The organism is Curvibacter sp. CHRR-16, assembly GCF_018474005.1.
In the GTDB taxonomy this organism is placed as follows: Bacteria; Pseudomonadota; Gammaproteobacteria; order Burkholderiales; family Burkholderiaceae_C; genus Allorhodoferax.
Window position 1 is genome coordinate 29,198 of the sequence record NZ_JAHCSH010000005.1, and the last position, 21,029, is coordinate 50,226.

General features: G+C 57.5%; 15 protein-coding genes. 7 read left to right on the forward strand and 8 right to left on the reverse strand.

From position 1 onward, the window contains the following. Positions 1–19: 19 nt before the first annotated feature. Positions 20–760 (forward strand): hypothetical protein, encoded by a 741-nt coding sequence (locus KIK84_RS11900; protein ID WP_214123327.1) that lies wholly within the window; start codon positions 20–22, stop codon positions 758–760. On the opposite strand, the gene KIK84_RS11905 is transcribed toward KIK84_RS11900, so the two are convergent. Both KIK84_RS11905 and KIK84_RS11910 read right to left on the reverse strand, forming a co-directional pair. After that, entirely contained in the window at positions 735–2,300 is a 1,566-nt protein-coding gene (locus KIK84_RS11905; protein ID WP_214123328.1) for an FAD-dependent oxidoreductase, read from the reverse strand. The genes KIK84_RS11900 and KIK84_RS11905 overlap by 26 nt on opposite strands. 130 nt (positions 2,301–2,430) lie before the next feature. After that, entirely contained in the window at positions 2,431–2,703 is a 273-nt protein-coding gene (locus tag KIK84_RS11910; protein WP_214123329.1) for an oxidative damage protection protein, read from the reverse strand. A gap of 57 nt (positions 2,704–2,760) precedes the next feature. Here KIK84_RS11910 and KIK84_RS11915 point away from each other — a divergent pair, with 57 nt between their 5' ends. Continuing rightward, positions 2,761–3,273, forward strand: a complete 513-nt coding sequence (locus KIK84_RS11915) for a disulfide bond formation protein B (RefSeq protein ID WP_502757560.1) — start codon at positions 2,761–2,763, stop codon at positions 3,271–3,273. 329 nt (positions 3,274–3,602) lie between these two features. Then, positions 3,603–5,537, forward strand: coding sequence for a putative bifunctional diguanylate cyclase/phosphodiesterase (locus KIK84_RS11920; RefSeq protein ID WP_214123331.1), 1,935 nt, complete (start codon positions 3,603–3,605; stop codon positions 5,535–5,537). Between the two features lie 3 nt (positions 5,538–5,540). Here the strand turns inward: KIK84_RS11920 and argA are convergent, their stop codons facing one another. Beyond that, positions 5,541–6,887, reverse strand: coding sequence for an amino-acid N-acetyltransferase (gene argA, locus KIK84_RS11925; RefSeq protein ID WP_214123332.1), 1,347 nt, complete (start codon positions 6,885–6,887; stop codon positions 5,541–5,543). Positions 6,888–6,979: 92 nt separating this feature from the next. Here argA and KIK84_RS11930 point away from each other — a divergent pair, with 92 nt between their 5' ends. After that, positions 6,980–7,588, forward strand: coding sequence for an isochorismatase family protein (locus KIK84_RS11930; RefSeq protein ID WP_214123333.1), 609 nt, complete (start codon positions 6,980–6,982; stop codon positions 7,586–7,588). A gap of 7 nt (positions 7,589–7,595) precedes the next feature. Here the strand turns inward: KIK84_RS11930 and KIK84_RS11935 are convergent, their stop codons facing one another. The 5 genes from KIK84_RS11935 to KIK84_RS11955 form a co-directional block, all read right to left on the reverse strand. Beyond that, positions 7,596–8,270 carry a glutaredoxin family protein gene (locus KIK84_RS11935; RefSeq protein ID WP_214123334.1) on the reverse strand — a complete coding sequence of 225 codons (675 nt, stop codon included), beginning with the start codon at positions 8,268–8,270 and terminating at the stop codon, positions 7,596–7,598. A 45-nt stretch (positions 8,271–8,315) separates the two neighbouring features. After that, complete coding sequence (locus KIK84_RS11940; protein WP_214123335.1) at positions 8,316–10,391, reverse strand: M3 family metallopeptidase; 2,076 nt, start codon at positions 10,389–10,391, stop codon at positions 8,316–8,318. A 20-nt stretch (positions 10,392–10,411) separates the two neighbouring features. Next, positions 10,412–11,305, reverse strand: a complete 894-nt coding sequence (gene folD / locus KIK84_RS11945; protein ID WP_214123336.1) for a bifunctional methylenetetrahydrofolate dehydrogenase/methenyltetrahydrofolate cyclohydrolase FolD — start codon at positions 11,303–11,305, stop codon at positions 10,412–10,414. Between the two features lie 93 nt (positions 11,306–11,398). Next, a complete protein-coding gene (locus KIK84_RS11950) occupies positions 11,399–12,025 on the reverse strand; it encodes a response regulator transcription factor (RefSeq protein WP_214123337.1) in 627 nt (208 codons plus the stop codon). Positions 12,026–12,041: 16 nt separating this feature from the next. Then, the gene (locus KIK84_RS11955; protein ID WP_214123338.1) at positions 12,042–14,531 is read right to left on the reverse strand and encodes a PAS domain S-box protein; all 2,490 of its coding nucleotides are present in this window, start codon (positions 14,529–14,531) and stop codon (positions 12,042–12,044) included. A gap of 140 nt (positions 14,532–14,671) precedes the next feature. Here KIK84_RS11955 and aceE point away from each other — a divergent pair, with 140 nt between their 5' ends. Genes aceE through lpdA form a run of 3 tightly spaced genes read left to right on the forward strand, consistent with a single transcriptional unit; the run spans position 14,672 to position 20,950 of the window. Next, positions 14,672–17,374, forward strand: a complete 2,703-nt coding sequence (aceE, locus tag KIK84_RS11960) for a pyruvate dehydrogenase (acetyl-transferring), homodimeric type (RefSeq protein WP_214123339.1) — start codon at positions 14,672–14,674, stop codon at positions 17,372–17,374. Between the two features lie 21 nt (positions 17,375–17,395). Continuing rightward, positions 17,396–19,090 (forward strand): dihydrolipoyllysine-residue acetyltransferase, encoded by a 1,695-nt coding sequence (aceF, locus tag KIK84_RS11965; RefSeq protein WP_214123340.1) that lies wholly within the window; start codon positions 17,396–17,398, stop codon positions 19,088–19,090. A gap of 12 nt (positions 19,091–19,102) precedes the next feature. After that, positions 19,103–20,950 carry a dihydrolipoyl dehydrogenase gene (gene lpdA / locus KIK84_RS11970; protein WP_214123341.1) on the forward strand — a complete coding sequence of 616 codons (1,848 nt, stop codon included), beginning with the start codon at positions 19,103–19,105 and terminating at the stop codon, positions 20,948–20,950. The last annotated feature ends 79 nt before the right edge of the window (positions 20,951–21,029 follow it).

Below are 21,029 nucleotides of genomic sequence, written 5' to 3' on the forward strand. Positions count from 1 at the left end.
TGCTGTCTAAGGGGATGCGGTGCGCACGGTGTGGGTGAAAGCGATTGGGCTGGGCGCTGCCGATGCCGAGTCTGTGGAGACTGCTTTGCGACTCGGTGGGGGGCAGGGGCTTCACTACCGAGCTTTGAAGCATGGACAAGATGAGGATGAGGCCCATGTGGTTATCATGGATGCGGATAGCTTTGAAGCTGGGATGGCTTTGCTGTCACTGCCCGATCACATCCCGCCTCGTATTATTCGTGTTGGTGGTAGTGCCACCCAACCAGGTGCGTCTCAGTTGGCTCGACCACTGGTTGGTACGGATTTATTGGCATTGCTAGACAGTTGGTTCGACGATGCATCCCCCTCGACCCCCAGCCCTATGAATTCCACCATTTCGATTTCCGCTCGGCCAGTTGTTCGGCAAGTGCTGCTGGCGCATTTGCCACTGGAGGAGGCCATGTACCTGCGTGCCCGCATGGCGTTGGCCTACATCACCGATTTGGAGGAGTTGCACGCTATTCCCACATGGCTGGAGCAAAAGCAAACGCCACAGCATGTGTGGCAGTACGCTTTTGTCTACGTGCATGGTGAGCAGCCTGTTGCGTGGCAGTGGTTGCAGGCCTTGCGTTCCATGGAGTTCAAGCCCGAAAAAGTCGTGGCTATCTTGGCTCCGGGTTATAGCCATTGGGGCGAGGCGTGTTTGCGCAAAGGCTGCGATCACGTCTTGCAAGCACCCTTGCAGCCAGCCGCTCTTATTGCTTGTTTGCAGAGTCTGTGAGTGGCATGCGCCCACCCCGTTTGCGACGGGGGCGGCGCACGTCCATGCTGCGCACCAAACTGCGCTCCAGCGGCCATGGCTCATGGTGTAGCTGGGCTGCAATCCACTCGGCGGCCAAGGCACTCAGGCTAATACCCCGTGCCCCCATGGCACTTACCAACCATAAGCCCTGCCGCATATCGTCGTAGAGTGCTCCCACAAGAGGCAGCCGATCTTGGCTAGTGCAACGGGTAGCGCTCCAGTGCTGTACGGAGCCAGTTTCAAATGCTTCTGCCAAGTCGCTGGCAACAGAAGGCAGCAGTGCTTGTAAACGCTGCCAGTTGGCGCGGTGCTGCTCTGCAAGCGGTGCTATGCGTTTATCCGGTCGGTGCAATTGGGTGTCTGTTTCAAAGGTTGAACCAGCCATCCAAGCTGTTTGACCTTGGTAATGGACTTGGCTGATGAAACTGCCGTGGCCATTAACCGGGTATGGAGGCCAGTTGTCGTGTGCTGCAGTGTGGTGGTGCCCCCAACTCATGGTGCCGTGCACCGCTTGCATACCACTCACACGCTCTTGCACATCGGCAGGCAATGCCAAGGAGTCTCCTTGTGTTTGCAGCAACTGTGCGGCTGCGCAGGCATGGGCTAGTACCACATGTTCAGCATGGCACAACAGGTCGCCATTGGCATGCCACAGATGCCATGCACCATCCACACGTTCTATGCGCGCCACGCTGGCATTGTAGTGCAGGCTAATACCCGGTGTTTCCAGCCATTGCCGCACGATGGCTTGTGGGTGTACCCACGCTGCTTGGCTGTGCCAGCGGCTGTGCTCGGTGTGCACATCACGCTCTTGTACACCGCTATGTCCCCACGTTTGATGGCTGTCTGGTAGGTGCTGGCGCAATTGTTGCAGCATCCAGCGTACGCCAGCACGCGTCAAGCGCGCCCGTGGATTGTCATCGGCCGAGACATAAGGTACTACCAGCCCGGCAGGCAGACCCGATGCACCTGCACCCAAGTGGGCTGCTTGTTCCAGTACCGTGACACTCCACCCACGCAATGCCAACGCTTGGGCAATAGCAGCACCACTCAACCCCGCACCAATAACGGCACAGCGTTGCGCTGTCGTGATGGGCGCTGGGCTTTTCCAAGCGGGGGTGTATTGCAGCGAGTCGTCCCAGCCTGCTTGGCGCATCCATGCTTGCCATTCAGGCGGTGCAGGATCTGCAGGTGCATCGCCGAGGTGTAGCTGGGCCCCCCACTGACTGAGGACTCCCAGGGCTTTGAACATGTGGGCGCTGGCGTGCGCCAGCCATGCATTGGGTATGTGCCATTCGTGGGCGCTGCATTGCAGTTCTTGCAGTGCATCGGCCCATGGCATGTGGCACAGGGTTAGATAAATGAGTCCTGGCTCGATGGTGATGCGGTGAATGCCTGTTGGGAGCTCTTGCAAAGCGGCCAGAAGGCCACTGGGCAAAGTCTGTCGAGCATCTTCTGCTTGCCATGCAGCCAGCCAACTGGCGGTGTTGGCTGGTTCCAGCACGATGACATCGTGCAAACACCTGTTGCTGGACGCTGCTTCATCTTTCTGGGCGATCCAATTCACCCAGTTGTGCAAACAGGTGTGGGGGGTGGGGGGGTGCCCATGCACCCGTATCCATGGTTGGTAAGGCGCAGGGATCGTGCTTTCAGGCACTGGGGGGAACGTAGCCTTGTGCAGCATCCGCTCCGCCGCCAAAGAAATGGTTTTCCATTTGGCGCAGCAAATACTGCCGTGCGCGCGCATCGGCCAAGTTGAGGCGGTTCTCGTTCACCAGCATGGTTTGGTGTTTGAGCCAGTCGGCCCAAGCTTCTTTGCTAACGCTCTCCCAGATGCGTTGTCCAATAGCGCCAGGATAGGGAGGAAAGTCCAGACCTTCAGCGGGTTTTCCAAGCTTGATACAGTTGACGGTGCGTGCCATGAATGTGGTCGTTCAAAATACAAGACTATCCATCTTAGACCAAGCCCCATGAACTTAATGACTCTGTGGAATAACTGTTTCGGCTCTCCACGCCGTGTATTGGCTGCTATCGCACTGTTTTGCGCAGCCTTGTTGGCCTTTGGTATGTATTTGCAGCATGTCGTGGGGCTGGAACCATGCCCTATGTGCATCGTGCAGCGCTATGCTATGGTTTTGATAGCGCTTGTAGCAGGTTTGGCAAGCTCTGCAAGCAAAAAATGGATATACGTTGTGGGTAGTTTTGTGGTTCTTGTACTGGCTGTTGCGGGCGCTGGTGTGGCTGCCCGCCAAAGCTGGCTACAGTGGTATCCACCAGAGTTTGTGAGTTGTGGTCGTGACCTTTACGGCATGATTGAAAACTTCCCATTGCAACGCGCACTGCCCATGATTTTCAAGGGCAGTGGTGATTGCTCCAAAGTGGATTGGACGTTTTTGGGCGGATCAATCGCCAATTGGTCGTTTATATGCTTTGTGCTTGTGGCTGTCACTGCAGCTACTGTGGCATTCAAGCAGTTGCTCAAAGCCCGTTGAATTTTTGTTATTTATCGTTGATTTGTATAAATGTGAAAACATTTGGCATAAATCGATAACGGGGTTAACATGCTGTGGTTAATTGTGTAGTTGGTCACATGCAGTCCCCTCTCATCACAGCGTACTATGTCTCCGCAGGCCTGTTTGCAATACAGGCCTTTTTTGTTGCGATGCTGGTAAGACCTAGCTTGCATGCTACGCAAACCCATTATGTGCGCGTAATGTGGAGCCAAGCGGGAATCAATCTTTTGTTCTGTGCACTCCAGTTGTGTACTGCTTGGCAGTATTCCAGCACTGATTTGGTGTCCGCACTATTGGCACACAAGTGGATGAACACGTTTTATGTCGTTATCCCTCTGTTGGGGGTATTGACTATCGACAAAGTAGTGCGGTCGCCAGAATCGTCTCACTACAGCATTTTCTTTAGAGTGCTGGCAGCTTGGACTATGGTCTTGTTGGCTTACAACTGGTTGTCACCGTATGGCTATCGTTTTGACAGCATCGACGCCTCTGCGCGCGTGCTAATGCCATGGGATGAGTCCTTGTTGCTGCTGCGTGGTGCTCCTTCTGTAGTGATTGATTTAGCGTGGTTGTCAGGTGTTTTTGCTATTTTGTATGTCCTGCGCATGGTCAGCATGGTTCACCATACGGGAGATAAACCAACGACTGTCTATCTGCTGGCTACGGTTACTCTGGTTTTGCTAACCACGGGTATAGATCGAGCCATTGATGCCGGATTGTTGGATTTTCCGTATCTTGACGGCTTTGCTGTAGTACTGCTGTCTTTTGTTTGGTTCGCTTTATTGGGGCGGGATATTCGCAAAAGCTACCAATACTATGCCAGCACCAAAGACAAGCTCTATCGTGAAATTGAGCAGATTAAAAGCTCTGATTTGGTCACGCATTTGCCCAATAGAGCAGGCACGCTGCAGTTGCTCAGACCATTGCTGGATCAGCATCGGGAGAACGGCACAGGCTTAGCGGTCTTTTTGCTTGATATCGACCGCATGGATGTGCTGCGTGGCACTTATGGTCACGAAGCAGCAGATACCTTGTTGTCGTTGGTGGCAACGCGATTGACAGAACAAGTGCGGGATAGTGACTGGGTTGCGCGCGGTGCTGGAACCACCTTTGTTGTGGTGGCAACTGGCATGAAACGTGGCGCGTCTTTGCAGCAGTTGCATAGCCAAGCAGCACTGCAATTGCATGAAAAAATCAACTCGGTATTTGCATTGCCGTTTACCCTAGATGGTCACGAAATACGCCTGAGTAGCTATACCGGAGTTGCTTTGTATCCTGACAACGGCACTACAGCCGATAGTTTGTTGGCGTGTGCTGAGTTGGCGTTGCATGAAGCCAAGAACCAAAGCAGTACGGCTTTACAGGCTTTTTACCCCGAGTTGCGCAAGCAATTACGCAGCCAATTGGAAATGGAAAGTGAATTGCAATTGGCAGTGCAGCGAGAACAGTTTGAACTGCACTACCAACCCCAAGTCTGTGCCGTAACAGGGCGTATCCAATGCATGGAGGCTTTGATACGTTGGCGTCATGCAAGTTGGGGTTGGGTGTCTCCAGCACAATTCATACCCTTGGCCGAAAATTTGGGATTGATTCACCCGATTGGTCATTGGGTGTTTCATACAGCTTGTCAGCAGTTGGTTGCGTGGCGCAAGCAGGGGCACCACGACTTGCGCATGGCCGTCAATTTGTCAGCCTATCAGCTAGACGCTCCGGAGTTGGTGGGCAATATCGAAAAGCTATTAGCAGATTATGGTTTGCCCAGCAATGCCTTGGAGCTTGAGGTAACTGAATCAGTGTTGCTGAAGAATCCGCAGCGAGCCATTGAACGGCTCCAGCGTTTGCGTCAACTGGGTGTGCGTTTGATGCTTGATGACTTCGGTACTGGCTATTCCTCACTAAGTTATTTGCGCGTTTTGCCAGTGCACGGTTTCAAGCTGGACAGGTCTTTTATTCAAAGCATTTCTGACAATAAAAAGGACATGGCTATCTGCTCCACGGCGATTGATTTGGCCAAAGTATTGGAGTTGGAAATAGTGGCTGAGGGAGTAGAGCAGTTCCGTCAAGCCGAGTTATTGCTGGAGAAAGGTTGTAGCAAATTCCAAGGCTATTGGTTCTCTCCACCCTTGAATGCAGACTCAGCAGGCCAATGCTTGCGATCGGTTGCTGCGCATTCATTTGCCCCCACAGGCTCCTTGGCGGCGGTAGAGTGCGGTAGTCCTCCGCTGCAGCCGCAAGCTGCGTAGCCGTTAAAGTTTTTTCACCAATACTTGGCTGCGCCTGTCCCAGTTGTATTTGCGTTTACGCGCTTCGGGTAGCCAGTCTGGATCTACGGGCGCAAACCCGCGTTTGATGAACCAGTGCATGGTGCGAGTGGTCAGCACAAAAATGCTTTCTAGGCCGGATGCTTTGGCACGTTGTTCTATGCGCTTGAGTACGCGTTCACCATCACCTTGACCTTGTACTTCCGGGGACACCGTCAGCGCGGCCATTTCAGCGGTTTTTTCTTCTGGGTAAGGGTAGAGCGCCGCGCATGCGAATATCACCCCATCGTGTTCCAAGATCGTGTACTGGTCAATGTCGCGTTCAATTTCGGTGCGACTGCGTTTGACCAAAGTCCCGTCTTTTTCAAACGGCTCAATGAGCTGCAAGATGCCCCCCACATCATCGGATGTTGCTTCGCGCAGCTCTTCCAGCTTTTCATCCACCACCATGGTGCCAATGCCATCGTGCACATACACCTCTAGCAAGATGGAGCCATCTACGGAGAACGGGATGATGTGACTGCGCTCCACCCCCGATTTGCACGCCGTGACACAGTGCTGCAGGTAAAAACCCACATCGGTTGGCAGGTTGGCAGGGGGGAGGTCACGCAACAAGCGCTCGGCTTGGGCCAGTGGTAACTCGGTGTCTATGGGATTGTCTTCGCCAGCAGGCTCCATAGGCCGCATGCGAATACCGGGTACTTCGGTAATGAAGATCAGTTTGTCCGCCTGCAATTCGGTGGCTACGGAGGTGGCAACTTCTTCCATGGCCAAGTTAAAAGCTTCACCCGTAGGCGAAAAACCAAAAGGCGATAGCAGTACCAAAGCCCCCATATCGAGCGAACGCATGATGCCGGCTGTATCCACCTTGCGCACCAAACCGCTGTGCTGAAAGTCCACGCCATCCACAATGCCCACAGGGCGTGCCGTGATGAAGTTGCCCGATATCACCCGCACGGTGGAGCCTGCCATGGGCGTATTGGGTAGCCCTTGGCTGAAGGCTGCTTCAATCTCATAGCGCAACTGACCCGCAGCCTCTTGGGCGCAGTCCAAGGCCACTTCGTCGGTGATGCGTATGCCACGGCTATAGCGTGGCTCATGTCCTTTGGCTTTGAGTTGTTCATTGACCTGCGGGCGAAAGCCATGCACCAGCACAATGCGCACCCCCATGCTCTGGATCAGTGCCAAGTCTTGTACCAAGTTAGGCAGCTTTCCTGCTGCAATCGCTTCGCCAGCCAGTCCAATCACAAAAGTTTGGTGTCGAAATTTGTGGATGTAGGGGGCTACAGAACGAAACCACGGGACAAAAGTGAAGTTGAAAACAGAGGTCATCGCAATCGGAACGGTGGGATAGAACTGTCAATCAAGGACAATGCGGGCAATGTAGCACGCAGTGTGCGTGCTACTTGTCTGGAGTACTGCAAATGTTGATCGAATTAGAAAGCTGCCAGCTGGTGCTGGTGGATTACCAAACCAAACTCACTCCTGCTTTGTTTGAGTCGCAGTTGGTGTTAGCCAACGCCCAGCGATTGACCCAATGGGCCAACTTGTTGGGTGTCCCTGCTTTTTATACCGAGCAAAATCCTTCTAAGCTGGGCGCGACAGAAGCCCCTTTGTTGCAAGCCTTGCAGGAGGCGAATGCCAAATCTTTGGCCAAGATGCAGTTCAGTGCGGTGGAAGAAGGTTTGGTCGAAATGCTACGCCCAGCGCCCAAAGCCCCACAAGGCAACGCACGCAGCTTGCCCAAACATTTGCAAAAACCTGCTGCTCCTCAGCGCAATGCCGTGGTACTGGCCGGGGTGGAAGCACACATTTGTTTGTTGCAAACAGCATTGGATCTGCTGGAAGAAGAGTTTGACGTGTGGGTTGTTACCGACGCCTGCACCTCGCGCACCGAGCGCAACCGCGACGCTGCTTTTGACCGTTTGGCAGCAGCGGGTGCGGAACTGGTTACCACCGAGATGGTGGGCTTTGAATGGGTGCGTACAGCAGAACACCCGGATTTCAAGGCTATGCAAGCCTTGATCAAATAAGGCGCTTCTAAAAAATGATGCCTGCCGGGTTGTTGGGGTTGCTGGCAGGCTGTGATGGCGCACTTGCTGCAGCAGGTTTACTGTCAGTCGTATTGCCTTTGGTGGCTTGCTCTGTTTCGGCAGCGGGTGCCAGAGGGCTGGCAGCCGGGTAAACGTAGCTGCGAGGCAGCATGGACTGCGCGGGGTAGCCCGCAGCATCCAAATACGAGCGCCATTCGCTCTCGGCATAGCCTTTGAGTTTTTGGCCGCCAATGGTCACGAATGGCATGTTGTTCCCACCGCTCAAACGGCGAAATGCCTCGCCATCGGCTTGCGTGCTCACCGTTCTCTCGGTGAAGGGTATGCCCCGACTTTTGAGCATGCTTCGAGCCATGTCGCAGGGGCCGCAATCTTTGCTGCTGTACAGCACCACAGGATAGCGTCCTGCAGCTTGGCGCAATTCGTAGGGGAGTTGGTTCAGGTTCTCGTTCGGGTTGCTACCCAGCACCGACATCGACTTGTTTTGCGCCGCAGTGGTGGTGGGCTTGTCGGTGAAGGTGATTTTTCCGTCAGAGTCTATGATTTTGTAAACCGTTTGGGCCTGTGCTGAGCCAGCTACCAATAGACAACAAACAGCCAGTAGGCATGCAGCAAGCCCGTTGGTGGGGGCAGTGGTGGTGCCATGTGATGAGCAGTTTGTCATAGTGTGTCCAACTCCCAGTATCGCAGTAGTGTTTTATAAAAATGCCTAGTGCGTTGCTGTGTCTCCCATGCCTTGGTGGCGTAGCAATGCATCCAGCGCGGGTTCACGGCCACGGAAAGCTTTGAAGGACTCCATGGCAGGGCGACTGCCGCCAGCTTCCAAAATGGCTTGGCGGTATTGTCTTGCGGTTTGCGGGTTGATGCCACCCTCAGGTGTTGTAGTTTCCTCAAAAGCGGCGTAGGCATCGGCACTGAGCACCTCTGCCCATTTGTAGCTGTAGTAGCCTGCAGCGTAGCCCCCGGCAAAGATATGGCTGAAGGTATTGGGAGTACGTGCCCAGCGCGGGCTTTCCAGAACGGCTACTTCCAACTTCACCACCTCCAGCAGCGCCATGTAGTTCACGTTGGGGGTGACTTGGCTGTGCAGCAGCATGTCAAAGAGCGAAAACTCGATCTGTCGCACGGTTTGCATGCCGCTTTGGAAGTTTTTGGCGGCCAGCATTTTGTCGTACAGACTGCGGGGCAGTGGTTCGCCGGTTTGCGCGTGGCCGCTCAGACGCTGTAGCACCGACCATTCCCAGCAGAAGTTCTCCATGAATTGGCTTGGCAACTCCACCGCATCCCATTCCACGCCATTGATACCGGCCACATCGCGCTCGTCCACTTGGGTGAGCAGGTGGTGCAGGCCATGGCCGAATTCGTGGAACAGGGTGATGACGTCGTCGTGGGCCAGCAAACCAGTTGGTGCGAAGTTGCACACCAAGTGGGCTACGGGTGTTTGCAACTGGCCAGTGTCAGGGCGTAGCCAGCGGCAGCGCACATCGTCCATCCACGCGCCGCCGCGTTTGCCGGTACGGGCAATGGGGTCGAGGTAGAAGTGGCCAATGAGTTGCGCGCCTTGCGCTGTGGGGCGCTCTAGGCGGTAAAAACGCACATCAGGGTGCCACACTGGCGCGCTATCGGCACTGATGACCACATCAAACAGCTCTTGCACCAAGTCGAACAGACCCGCCAACACCTTGTCGGCCGTGAAGTACTGTTTCACCTCTTGCTCGCTGAAGGCGTAGCGTGCTTCCTTGAGCTTCTCGCCCACGTAGGTCCAGTCCCATGGCTGTGGATCGCTCAGTCCCAACTCGCTGGCAAAGGCGCGCAGTTCTTGCACATCGCGCTCGGCGTAGGGGCGTGCTTTGGCAGCCAAATCGCGCAGGAAGACCACCACATCGGTGGCCGAGTTAGCCATTTTGGGCACCACGGACAGCTCACCATAGTGGTGGTAGCCCAGCAACTTGGCTTCTTCGTCGCGCAGTGCCAGCAGCTCGGTGATGACGGGTGCATTGTCCAACTTGGCCAAGTCTTCGGCACTCATGCCGGGGGCTTGGTCGGAGGCCCGGGTTACATAGGCGCGGTAGAGTTTTTCGCGCAGGGCACTGCTGTGGGCGAACTGCATCACGGGCAGGTAGCACGGCATTTTCAGCGTCAGCTTGTAGCCGTCTTGGCCGTCGGCTTGGGCTTGTTCGCGCGCGGTTTGCAATACATCGTCGGGAATGCCTGCTACCTCGTCAGCGCCCGCGTAGTAGGCAAAGCGGTCGGTGGCATCCAGTGTGTTTTCGCTGAATTTTTGGCCCAGTGCGGCTTGGCGTTCTTGGATGGCGGCAAAGCGCTCGCGCTGCGCTCCTTGCAGTTCGGCGCCACCGAGCACAAAGCCGCGTTTGGCATTGCGCAGGGCTTGTTGTTGGGCTGGGGTGAGTTGTTGCTCATCCAGCGCTTTGTACTTGGCGTACAGCGCCTCGCTAGCACCCAAGCGGGTCCAGAAATCGGTCACTTTGGGCAGGCAGGTGTTGATGGCGGCGCGCAGCTCGGGCGTGTCCATCACGCTGTTGAGGTGGTTGGCAGCGCCCCAGGCCACACTCAGGCGCTCAGTGGCCACATCCAATACGGTGCTCATGGCTTTCCAGTCGGCGGGGAAGTCGTTGGCCGTTACGGTTTGCAGGGCTTGCTCGGCATCTGCCAGCAGGGTGTCGATAGCGTTTTCCAAATGCTCCGGACGGATCGCGTCAAACGCAGGCAAGTGGCTGGTGTGCAAGAGAGGGTTGTTGGCAGCAGAGGCGGTGGTTGTGGTCATGGCGTGTATTCCGTGCGTAATTAGCCTTGTTGGGTGGCCAAACGTTCCACCGCTTCCAAGGTGTTGACCAACAGCATGGTAATGGTCATGGGGCCAACCCCGCCGGGGACAGGGGTGATGTAGCCGGCGACTTGTTTGACGCCGTCAAAGTCCACATCGCCGCAGAGCTTGCCTTCGTCATTGCGGTTCATGCCCACGTCGATCACCACCGCGCCGGGTTTGACCATGTCGGCGGTCAGGACGTTGCGCTTGCCGACGGCTGCTACCACGATGTCGGCCTGGCGCGTCATGGCACCCAAGTCGGCTGTGCCGCTGTGCGTCACGGTCACGGTGGCGTTGGCCGCCAGCAGCATCATGGCCATGGGTTTTCCGACGATGTTGGAGCGACCAATCACCACGGCGTGCTTGCCGCGCAAATCTTTCATGCCGATGGATTCGAGCATCTTCATGCACCCGTAGGGGGTGCAGGCCTTAAAGCCCACTTCGCCCACCATCAGTGCGCCCGCACTGGCGATGTGAAAGCCGTCCACGTCTTTGAGTGGGGAGATGGCTTCAATAACCTTGTGATCGTCGATGTGCTTGGGCAGAGGCAATTGCACCAAGATGCCGTGGATGCTGGGATCGTTGTTGAGTGCTTCCACACGGGCCAGCAGCTCGGCCTCGGTCATGCTGGCGTCGTATTTTTCCAGCACGGAGTGAAAACCGACGTCTTCACAGGCTTTGACCTTGTTGCGCACATAAACCTGGCTGGCGGGGTTGTCGCCGACCAGCACCACGGCCAAACCGGGTTTGAAACCCTTGGCCGATAGCTCGGCAGTGCGCTCTGCGACTTGGGCGCGCACTTGCTTGGACAGGGCGTTGCCGTCGATCAGTTGGGCAGAAGTGGTGCTAGGGGCGGGGGCGGATGGTGTCATGGTCGTCGTACTCTGGAAAAAGGAAAACGCCCGCAGCAGGCGCTTAACGGGCGTGTGTTGCTATAAAAGTGATAGCTGCTACAGCATGTGGAATCAGGCTTTGGGGGCGTTTTGGCCCAAAGCAATCTTGAGCAGGTCGGCCACGGTATTGGCACCCAGCTTTTCCATGATGTTGGCGCGGTGCGCTTCCACGGTCTTGATGCTGATGCCCAAATCGTCGGCGATTTGTTTGTTCAAACGGCCTGCCACGATGCGCTCTAGCACTTGGCTTTCGCGCAAGGTCAGCTTGGAGAGCAGGGCGTCGCGGTTGGCCGCTTGCTGGTGTTCAGCAAAGGCGTCCTTGGCCACGTCTAGCATGCGCTCCACCAGCGGCACCAGTTGTTCTTCGTTGAAAGGCTTTTGGATGAAATCCATAGCGCCTTTTTTCATGCTGTCCACCGCCATGGGGACATCGCCATGGCCGGTAATGAAGACGATGGGCAGCGGTGACTTGGCTTCCATCAGGCGGGTTTGCAGTTCCAACCCGGTCATGCCGCCCATGCGCACATCGGCAATCAGGCAGGCCACTTCGCGGGTGTCGTAGCGGGCGAGGAAGGTTTCTGCCGAGTCAAAGCACCGCACGCGGTAGCCTTTGCCCTCCAGCAACCACTGCAGTGAGTCGCGCACTGCTTCATCGTCATCGACAACGTATACCGTACCTTTTTTTGGAATCAAGCTCATGGGTAGTCCGTGTTCCTCAGTTTTCTGATGCGGTCTCGTCGGGCAGTGCTGGCAACTCGGTAATGGGAATCCAGAACGAGAAGCGGCAGCCCGTTACTTCCTGATGGGCATTGTAGAGGTTCTCAGCCACCATCCGCCCCATATGGGACTCGACGATGGAACGGCACAAACTCAAGCCAATGCCCATGCCGTTGGTCTTGGTGGAGAAGAAGGCTTCAAACAAGCGCTCTTGTACTTCGTGGCTCAGGCCTTTGCCCGAATCGGTCACGCTGAATTCCACCACCTTTTTGCCATCGACCTCCCGCGGTAGCACGCGCAGCTCTACAAAGCGCTGGGTGAGGGCTCGATCGGCTGCGTTGACGGATTCGGCCGCATTGCGCAGCAGATTGACCAACACCTGCTCGATCAAGATGGGATCCACCATCAGTTTGGGCAGGCGAGCGGCCAAATAGTGGCTCAAGCGCACGCGGAATTTGCGCATCTCAATGTCGGCCAACTCCACCGCTTCGTTGACCATGGTTTCAATATCTGAGAGCGTGCGCTTGGGTTCGCTGCGTTTCACAAAGGAGCGAATGCGCTGGATGATTTGCCCCGCCCGTTGCGCTTGGCGGTTGGTTTTTTCGAGCGCGCCCAGCAACTCTTCTTCGGTGATGGCTTGGGCTTCCAAGCGTGCCAGCATGCCGCTGCAATAGTTGGTGATGGCGGTGAGCGGTTGGTTCAGTTCGTGCGCTACGCTCGATGCCATTTCGCCCATGGTGATAAGTCGGCTGACCGATTGGGCTCGCTCGGCTTGCTGGGCTGCTTGTTGTTCGGCTTCGCGGCGCGTGCTGATGTCGGTGGCAATGACCAGTTGCGCCAAGCGGCCATCGACCCAACTCAGGTAACGGGTGCGTACTTCCAGCCATTTGCCCAGTTGGGGAATGTAGATTTCGGCACTCTCAGTATCGCTGTCGGATAGGCTGGTGGTGGGCAGTCCGGCAAAGCTGTCTACCGAATCCTCTCCATCGCCTTGCTCCATGGGCATGCCACCTTGCATGACCAGCTCCAAATGGCCATCGGCCTGCAGGCCAAACCACTGGCGGTAGAGCTTGTTGGCGAACAGCAGCTCTTTGCTGCCCAGGGGGGCGACGGAAATAGAAGCATCCAGTGCTTCCAGCACCGTGGTAAAGCGTTGGTGGGCAGCCGCCAATTGCTGGCGCACGCGGTTGGGCTCGGTGATGTCGGTCATCGACGTCACCCAACCGGTTTGCGTGCCCATGGCATCAATGAGTGGCGAGAGGTACAAGCGTGCGTCGAAGATGGTGCCATCGCGCCGTTTGACCCGCACTTGCATGCCGCCGGGGGTGTGGTTGCCACGCATTTCCTCTTCCAGCATGCTAGCCAGTTGTTCTTTGTCGCTTTCAGGCCAGAAGGGGAAAGGGGCGCTCAAACCAATCAGCTCTTCTTCGTTCCACCCCGTCATTTGGCAAAAAGCAGGGTTGACGTAGGTAATGCGACCTTGCAAATCCATGGCCCGCATGCCGGTGAGCATGGAATTTTCCATGGCGCGGCGAAAATTGGTTTCGGCCACCAAAGCTTGTTGCGCTTTCTGCCGACTGCGGGTGTGACGCCAGTTGCCTATGAGCATCCAAGCGGTGAGCAAGCTCGATGCGGCGAGCAACCAGAACAGACCGCTACCGATCAACCCCTGCGAGGTGCGGTAGGTTTGGGCTTGGATGCGCATGCCTGTCCCCAGCGGCGTGACAGGCAGACTGTATTCGTGGTTAGGGCGACGCCACGGAATCAGGTTGCCCGGATCGCGGCGCAGCGGCACTGCGCGGCCAGCCAACAAATGGCCATCATGGTCGCGCAAGGACACGGCATAGCGGGCGCTGATCTCTGACGGAATGCCATGGCTGAACAAACCATCCACAGATATTTCGGCAATCAATACACCTACAAAGCGGTCACGTGCCACCATGGGGGCAAACATTTGCAGCAACTGGGGGCTGTCCTTGTCTTGCATTGGGCGTGCATACAGGAATAGTCGCGTGCGCCGGGCTTGGCTATAGCCTTCAAAGCGCTGGTTTTGCTCCAGCAGCGGAGCATCGCTGCTCATACCGTGGTGCGAGCGCGTGCGCTGTCTTTCATCCACCCAAGCCATGGCTTGTATCTCGGGATAGCTTTCCATCAGCCCGCGCACCCGCTGGCGAAACACGTCGGCGTCGACTTCGCCCGCACTCACTTCGTGCGACAAGCGTGTGATGCGTTCTTGCGGTTCCAGCAAACGCAGACGCAAGCGTTGCTGGGCGTATTCCACATCGCGGCGCAATGCTTGTTCGTCGCGGTCTATTTCTTCTAGCTGCAAATAGCTCAGTGCTGCCACGATGGCCGCAAAGAACACCAGCACCGTGACCAGGGGCGCGAGCATGGCCAAGCGGTCTTGGCGCGTGGGGGTAAGGCGCTGCCACCAGTGGCGGGCATTTTGCACCTTGGGTAGTAAGGGGATTAGCGGGGGCTTGACCATAGGTGGCGAGTGTAGAGGCTTGGTGCATTGCAGCAATTTTTCAATATGTGAAATGTCTAAGCACGATTTGAAAAATGATGGCGAATACACTAGACTCGCGCCGCTAACCGCATTTTTCTTAGTCAAGAGGAGACCTAGAGATGGCCGCAGAAAACCCACAAACCTTGGGTGGTTCCGACGTGGACAACCAAGAAACCCGCGAATGGATGGACGCCCTGAGCGCGGTCATCAAGAACGAAGGCAAAGAACGCGCACACTTTCTGATTGAGCAACTGCTCGAACACGCGCGCGAGAACAGCATCGACATGCCGTTCTCAGCCACCACTGGCTACGTGAACACCATTGAGCCTGAACAAGAAGCCCACTGCCCCGGCAATATCGCCATCGAAAAGCGCTTGCGCGCCTACATGCGCTGGAACGCCATGGCCATGGTGGTGCGTGCCAACCGCCTCAACCCTGAAGACGGTGGCGACTTGGGTGGCCACATCGGTTCATTTGCCTCGCTGGCTTCTATGCTGGGCGCAGGCTTTAACCACTTCTGGCACGCTGAGAGCGAAAACCACGGCGGTGATTGCATCTACGTGCAAGGCCATAGCGCCCCTGGCATTTACGCCCGTGCTTATCTCGAAGGTCGCCTGACCGATACGCAGTTGGACAGCTTCCGCCAAGAGGTGGATGGCAAAGGCCTCTCCAGCTACCCCCACCCCAAACTCATGCCCGAGTTTTGGCAGTTCCCCACCGTGTCCATGGGCTTGGGCCCATTGATGGCGATTTACCAAGCCCGTTTCCTGAAGTACCTGCACGCCCGTGGCATTGCCAACACCGAAAACCGCAAGGTCTGGGTGTTCTGCGGCGACGGCGAAATGGACGAACCCGAATCCTTGGGCGCTATCGGCTTGGCCGCACGCGAAAACCTGGACAACCTAGTCTTCGTGATCAACTGCAACCTGCAGCGTCTGGACGGTCCTGTGCGCGGCAACGGCAAGATCATCCAAGAACTGGAAGGCGAATTCCGTGGCGCTGGCTGGAACGTGGTCAAGCTGCTGTGGGGATCTGGCTGGGATGCTCTGTTGGCCCGCGACACCTCGGGCAAGCTGCGCCAGTTGATGATGGAAACCTTGGATGGCGACTACCAAGCCATGAAGGCCAACGACGGCGCTTTCATCCGCAAGAATTTCTTTGGCAAGTACCCTGAGACCGCCAAGCTGGTCGAGCACATGACCGATGAAGAAATCTTCGAACTGCGCCGTGGCGGCCACGATCCACAGAAGGTGTACGCTGCCTTCCACGCTGCCCAAAACCGCAAGGCGCAGCCGACAGTCTTGCTCATCAAGACCGTTAAAGGCTATGGCATGGGCAAGGCCGGTGAAGGCAAGAACACCGTGCACCAGACCAAGAAGCTCAGCGACGAGGACATCAAGTACATCCGCGACCGCTTCAACATCCCAGTGCCAGACAGCGAACTGCACAAAGTACCGTATTACAAGCCTGCGGACGATACGCCCGAGATGAAGTACTTGCACGAGCGCCGCAAAGCGTTGGGCGGTTACTTGCCGCACCGCCGCACCAAGGCTGACGAGAGCTTTACCGTGCCCGCGCTGGAAACCTTCAAGGCCGTGCTGGAACCCACTGCCGAAGGCCGTGAAATCTCCACCACCCAAGCCTATGTGCGTTTCCTGACTCAGTTGCTGCGCGACCAGGCTCTGGGCCCACGCATCGTGCCTATCTTGGTGGACGAAGCGCGTACATTTGGTATGGAAGGTCTGTTCCGCCAGATCGGCATCTACAACCCCAAAGGCCAGCTCTACACCCCGGTGGACAAAGACCAGGTGATGTACTACCGCGAGGACAAAGCCGGGCAGATCCTGCAAGAAGGCATCAACGAAGCCGGCGGCATGGCCAGCTGGATCGCTGCAGCGACGAGCTACAGCACCAGCAACCGCATCATGGTGCCGTTCTACATCTACTACTCGATGTTCGGCTTCCAGCGCATTGGCGACTTGGCTTGGGCCGCTGGCGACATGCAAGCACGCGGCTTCTTGCTGGGTGGCACATCGGGCCGCACCACGCTCAACGGCGAAGGCTTGCAGCACGAAGACGGCCATAGCCACATCATTGCGGGCACCATCCCCAACTGCGTGAGCTACGACCCCACCTTTGCGCACGAAGTAGCGGTCATCATCCACCATGGCTTGAAGCGCATGGTGGAAAAGCAAGAGAACGTCTACTACTACCTGACGCTGCTCAACGAAAACTACGCCATGCCAGGCCTGACTGCTGGCACCGAAGAGCAAATCATCAAGGGTATGTACCTGTGCAAACCCGGTGAGGCCAAGGGCAAACAACGCGTGCAACTGCTGGGCAGCGGCACCATTCTGCGCGAATCCATCGCTGCGCAAGAGCTGCTGGCCAAGGACTGGGGCGTGCAAGCCGATGTGTGGAGTTGCCCCAGCTTCAACGAACTGGGTCGTGACGGTCAGGACGCTGAACGCTGGAACATGTTGCACCCGCTGGAAACACCGCGCAAGTCCTTCGTGGAGCAACAGCTTGAAGGCACTACCGGTCCTGTGATCGCGTCGACCGATTACATCAAGAGCTACGTGGAGCAGATTCGCCCCTTCATTCCCAAGGGACGTGCATACAAGGTCTTGGGTACCGACGGTTTTGGCCGCAGCGACTTCCGCACCAAGCTGCGCGAGCACTTTGAGATCAACCGCCACTACATCGTGGTGGCTGCACTCAAGGCGCTGGCAGAGGAGGGCACAGTGCCCGCCGCTAAGGTCGCAGAAGCCATTGCCAAGTACGGCATCAAGGCTGACAAGATCAACCCCCTGTACGCCTAAGCGCGAGACGGAGACACGAACATGGCATTGATAGATGTGAAAGTGCCCGACATCGGCGACTTTGCCGAGGTGGGTGTTATCGAGTTGCTGGTCAAGGTGGGTGACACCGTCAAGGCCGAGCAGAGCCTGATTACCGTCGAGAGCGACAAAGCGTCGATGGAGATTCCTTCCAGCCACGCTGGGGTGGTCAAGGAAATCAAAGTGGCGCTGGGCGACAAGGTCAAAGAAGGCTCGCTGGTGGTGGTGTTGGACGCTGAAGGCGCTGCAACAGTGGCTATGTCTGCGCCTGCGCCCGCCGCTGCCCCTGTGGCAGCTCCCGCAGCAGCTTCTGTGGCCAGTGCGGCTGCAGCGCCCGTGGCTGCTGCTGTGCCCGCTATTAATTCTGTAGCGGCTGGCCCTGTGCAGGTGCATGTCCCCGATATCGGCGACTTCAAAGACGTAGCCGTTATCGAGATCTTGGTCAAAGCTGGCGACACTGTGAAGTTGGAGCAAAGCCTGATCACCGTGGAGAGCGACAAAGCCTCTATGGAAATCCCCTCCAGCGTGGCTGGCGTGGTGCAAGAGATCAAGGTCAAGCTGGGTGACAAGATCAACATCGGCGACCTCATCGCCGTGGTGCAAGGCACCGCCGCTGCAGGCGCTGCGGCTCCTGCTCCCGCCGCAGCTCCTGCGGCTGTAGCTAGTGCACCTGTGGCTGCTGCAGCCCCTGCAGTGGCTTCGGCTCCAGCCACAGCCTCTGCTCCTGCTGCTGTGCCCGCCCACGCACCCGGCGCTGCACCACTGGGCTTGCCCCATGCATCGCCATCGGTGCGCAAATTCGCCCGCATTTTGGGCGTGCCATTGGCCGAGGTGAAGGGCACAGGCCCCAAAGGCCGCATCACCCAAACTGACGTAGAAGGCTTTACCCGCTCCGTCATGGCCGGTGCCGTGCAAACCCAAGCGCAAGCCGCCAAGGCACCTGCTGGTGGTGGTTCTGGCGCAGGGTTGGACTTGCTGCCATGGCCCAAGGTGGACTTTGCCAAGTTTGGCGCCATCGAAGCCAAGCCGCTGTCGCGCATCAAGAAGATCAGTGGTGCCAACCTGCACCGCAACTGGGTGATGATCCCCCATGTCACCAACAACGACTTGGCCGACATCACCGACTTGGAAGCCTTCCGCGTCTCTACCAACAAAGAGAACGAGAAGAGCGGTGCCAAGGTCACCATGCTGGCTTTCGTTATCAAGGCCGTGGTCGCTGCGCTCAAGAAATTCCCCGAGTTCAACACCAGCTTGGATGGCGACAACCTCGTCTACAAGCAGTACTACCACATCGGCTTTGCAGCCGATACGCCCAACGGCTTGGTGGTGCCAGTGCTGCGCGATGCGGACAAGAAGGGCATCATGCAGATCAGCGCCGAGATGGGCGAACTGGCCAAGAAAGCCCGCGACGGCAAACTGGGCCCTGCTGACATGACCGGCGGTTGCTTCTCCATCAGCTCGCTGGGTGGCATTGGCGGTACGCACTTCACACCCATCGTGAACGCGCCCGAAGTCGCCATCCTCGGCCTGTCCAAGAGCAGCATGCAGCCCGTGTGGGACGGCAAGGCCTTTGTGCCCCGTCTCATGCTGCCGCTGTCGCTGTCGTATGACCACCGCGTCATCGACGGTGCATCGGCTGCGCGCTTTAACGCCTACTTGGGCCAAGTGCTGGCGGACTACCGCCGCATCCTGCTGTAAGGAGTCCGGCATATGGCAACTATCGATATCCAAGTGCCCGACATCGGCGACTTCAAGGACGTGGGCGTCATTGAGCTGCTGGTCAAAGTGGGCGACACCGTCAAGGTGGACCAGAGTCTGATTACCGTGGAGAGCGACAAAGCCTCCATGGAAATCCCCTCTAGCCACGCAGGCGTCATCAAAGCGCTCACGGTCAAGCTGGGTGACACCGTGAACAAAGGCAGCGTGATTGCGTCGCTGGAAGTGGATGGTGTATCTGCAGCCAATGCGCCTGCAGCGCCCGCCAGTACTGCTGGTGCAGCTATCAATTCTGCAGCATCCACAGCCGTGGCGGCACCCGCAACTGCTCCCATTTCCGCTCCCACAGCGGCCCAGTTCGGCGGCAGCGCCGATCTGGACTGTGACGTGCTGGTCTTGGGCGGCGGCCCCGGCGGTTACTCAGCAGCATTCCGCGCTGCGGATTTGGGTCTGAAGGTCGTTATCGTCGAGCGCTACGCCACCCTGGGCGGTGTGTGCTTGAACGTGGGCTGCATCCCCTCCAAAGCGCTGCTGCACGTCGCTGCCGTCATGGACGAAGTCAGCCACATGGCCGACCTGGGCGTGGACTTTGGCAAGCCGGCGGTCAACGTGGACAAACTGCGCGGCCACAAAGAAAAAGTCATCGGCAAGCTCACTGGCGGCTTGGCTGCCATGGCCAAGATGCGCAAGGTCACCGTGGTGCGCGGTTTCGGCCAGTTTGTGGGTGCCAACCACCTGCAAGTGGAAGAAACCACGGGCAGCGGCCAAGACAAGAGCGGCAGCAAAAAAGTGGTGGCCTTCAAGCGCGCCATCATCGCAGCAGGCTCGCAAGCGGTGCGCCTGCCCTTCATGCCCAACGATCCCCGCGTGGTCGATAGCACCGGCGCTTTGGCCTTGGCCGGCGTGCCCAAGAAAATGCTCATCGTCGGCGGCGGCATCATCGGCTTGGAAATGGGCACCGTGTACAGCACGCTGGGTGCCCGCCTGGACGTGGTGGAAATGATGGACGGCCTGATGCAAGGCGCTGACCGCGATCTGGTCAAAGTCTGGCAAAAGATGAACGCCCACCGCTTCGACAACATCATGCTCAAGACCAAGACGGTGGCTGCCGAGGCAACGCCCGAAGGCATCAAAGTGCAGTTCGAAGGTTTGGACGGCACCAAGAGCGAAGGCGTGTACGACCTGGTGCTGCAAGCCGTGGGCCGCACACCCAACGGCAAGAAGATCGCCGCAGAAGCTGCTGGCGTGGCCGTGAGCGACCGCGGCTTCATCCCCGTCGATATCCAGATGCGCACCAACGTGCCCCACATCTTCGCTATTGGCGACATCGTGGGCCAGCCCATGCTGGCGCACAAAGCCGTGCACGAAGCGCACGTGGCCGCTGAAGTCATTGCCGGTGAACTGCAAGGCAACGCCGAACTGGCCAGCGCCGCGTTCAACGCCCGCGTCATTCCATCCGTGGCCTACACCGACCCCGAAGTGGCTTGGGTCGGCCTCACTGAAGACCAAGCCAAAGCCCAAGGCATCAAGGTCAAGAAGGGCCTGTTCCCCTGGACCGCATCGGGCCGCGCCATTGCCAACGGCCGCGACGAGGGCTACACCAAGCTCCTGTTTGACGACAGCCCCGAAGCCCACGGCCACGGCAAGATCCTCGGCGGTGGCATCGTCGGCACCCACGCGGGTGACATGATTGGCGAAATCGCCCTGGCCATCGAGATGGGCGCAGATGCCGTGGACATCGGCAAGACCATCCACCCGCACCCCACGCTGGGCGAGAGCATTGGTATGGCAGCGGAGATTGCGCACGGCAGCTGCACGGATGTGCCGCCTCAGAAGAAGTAAGTCAAGCTAACTGCTGCAAGACAAAAGCCCGAACTGGCGACGGTTCGGGCTTTGTGTTTTCTAGACGCCTGGTGTTAAC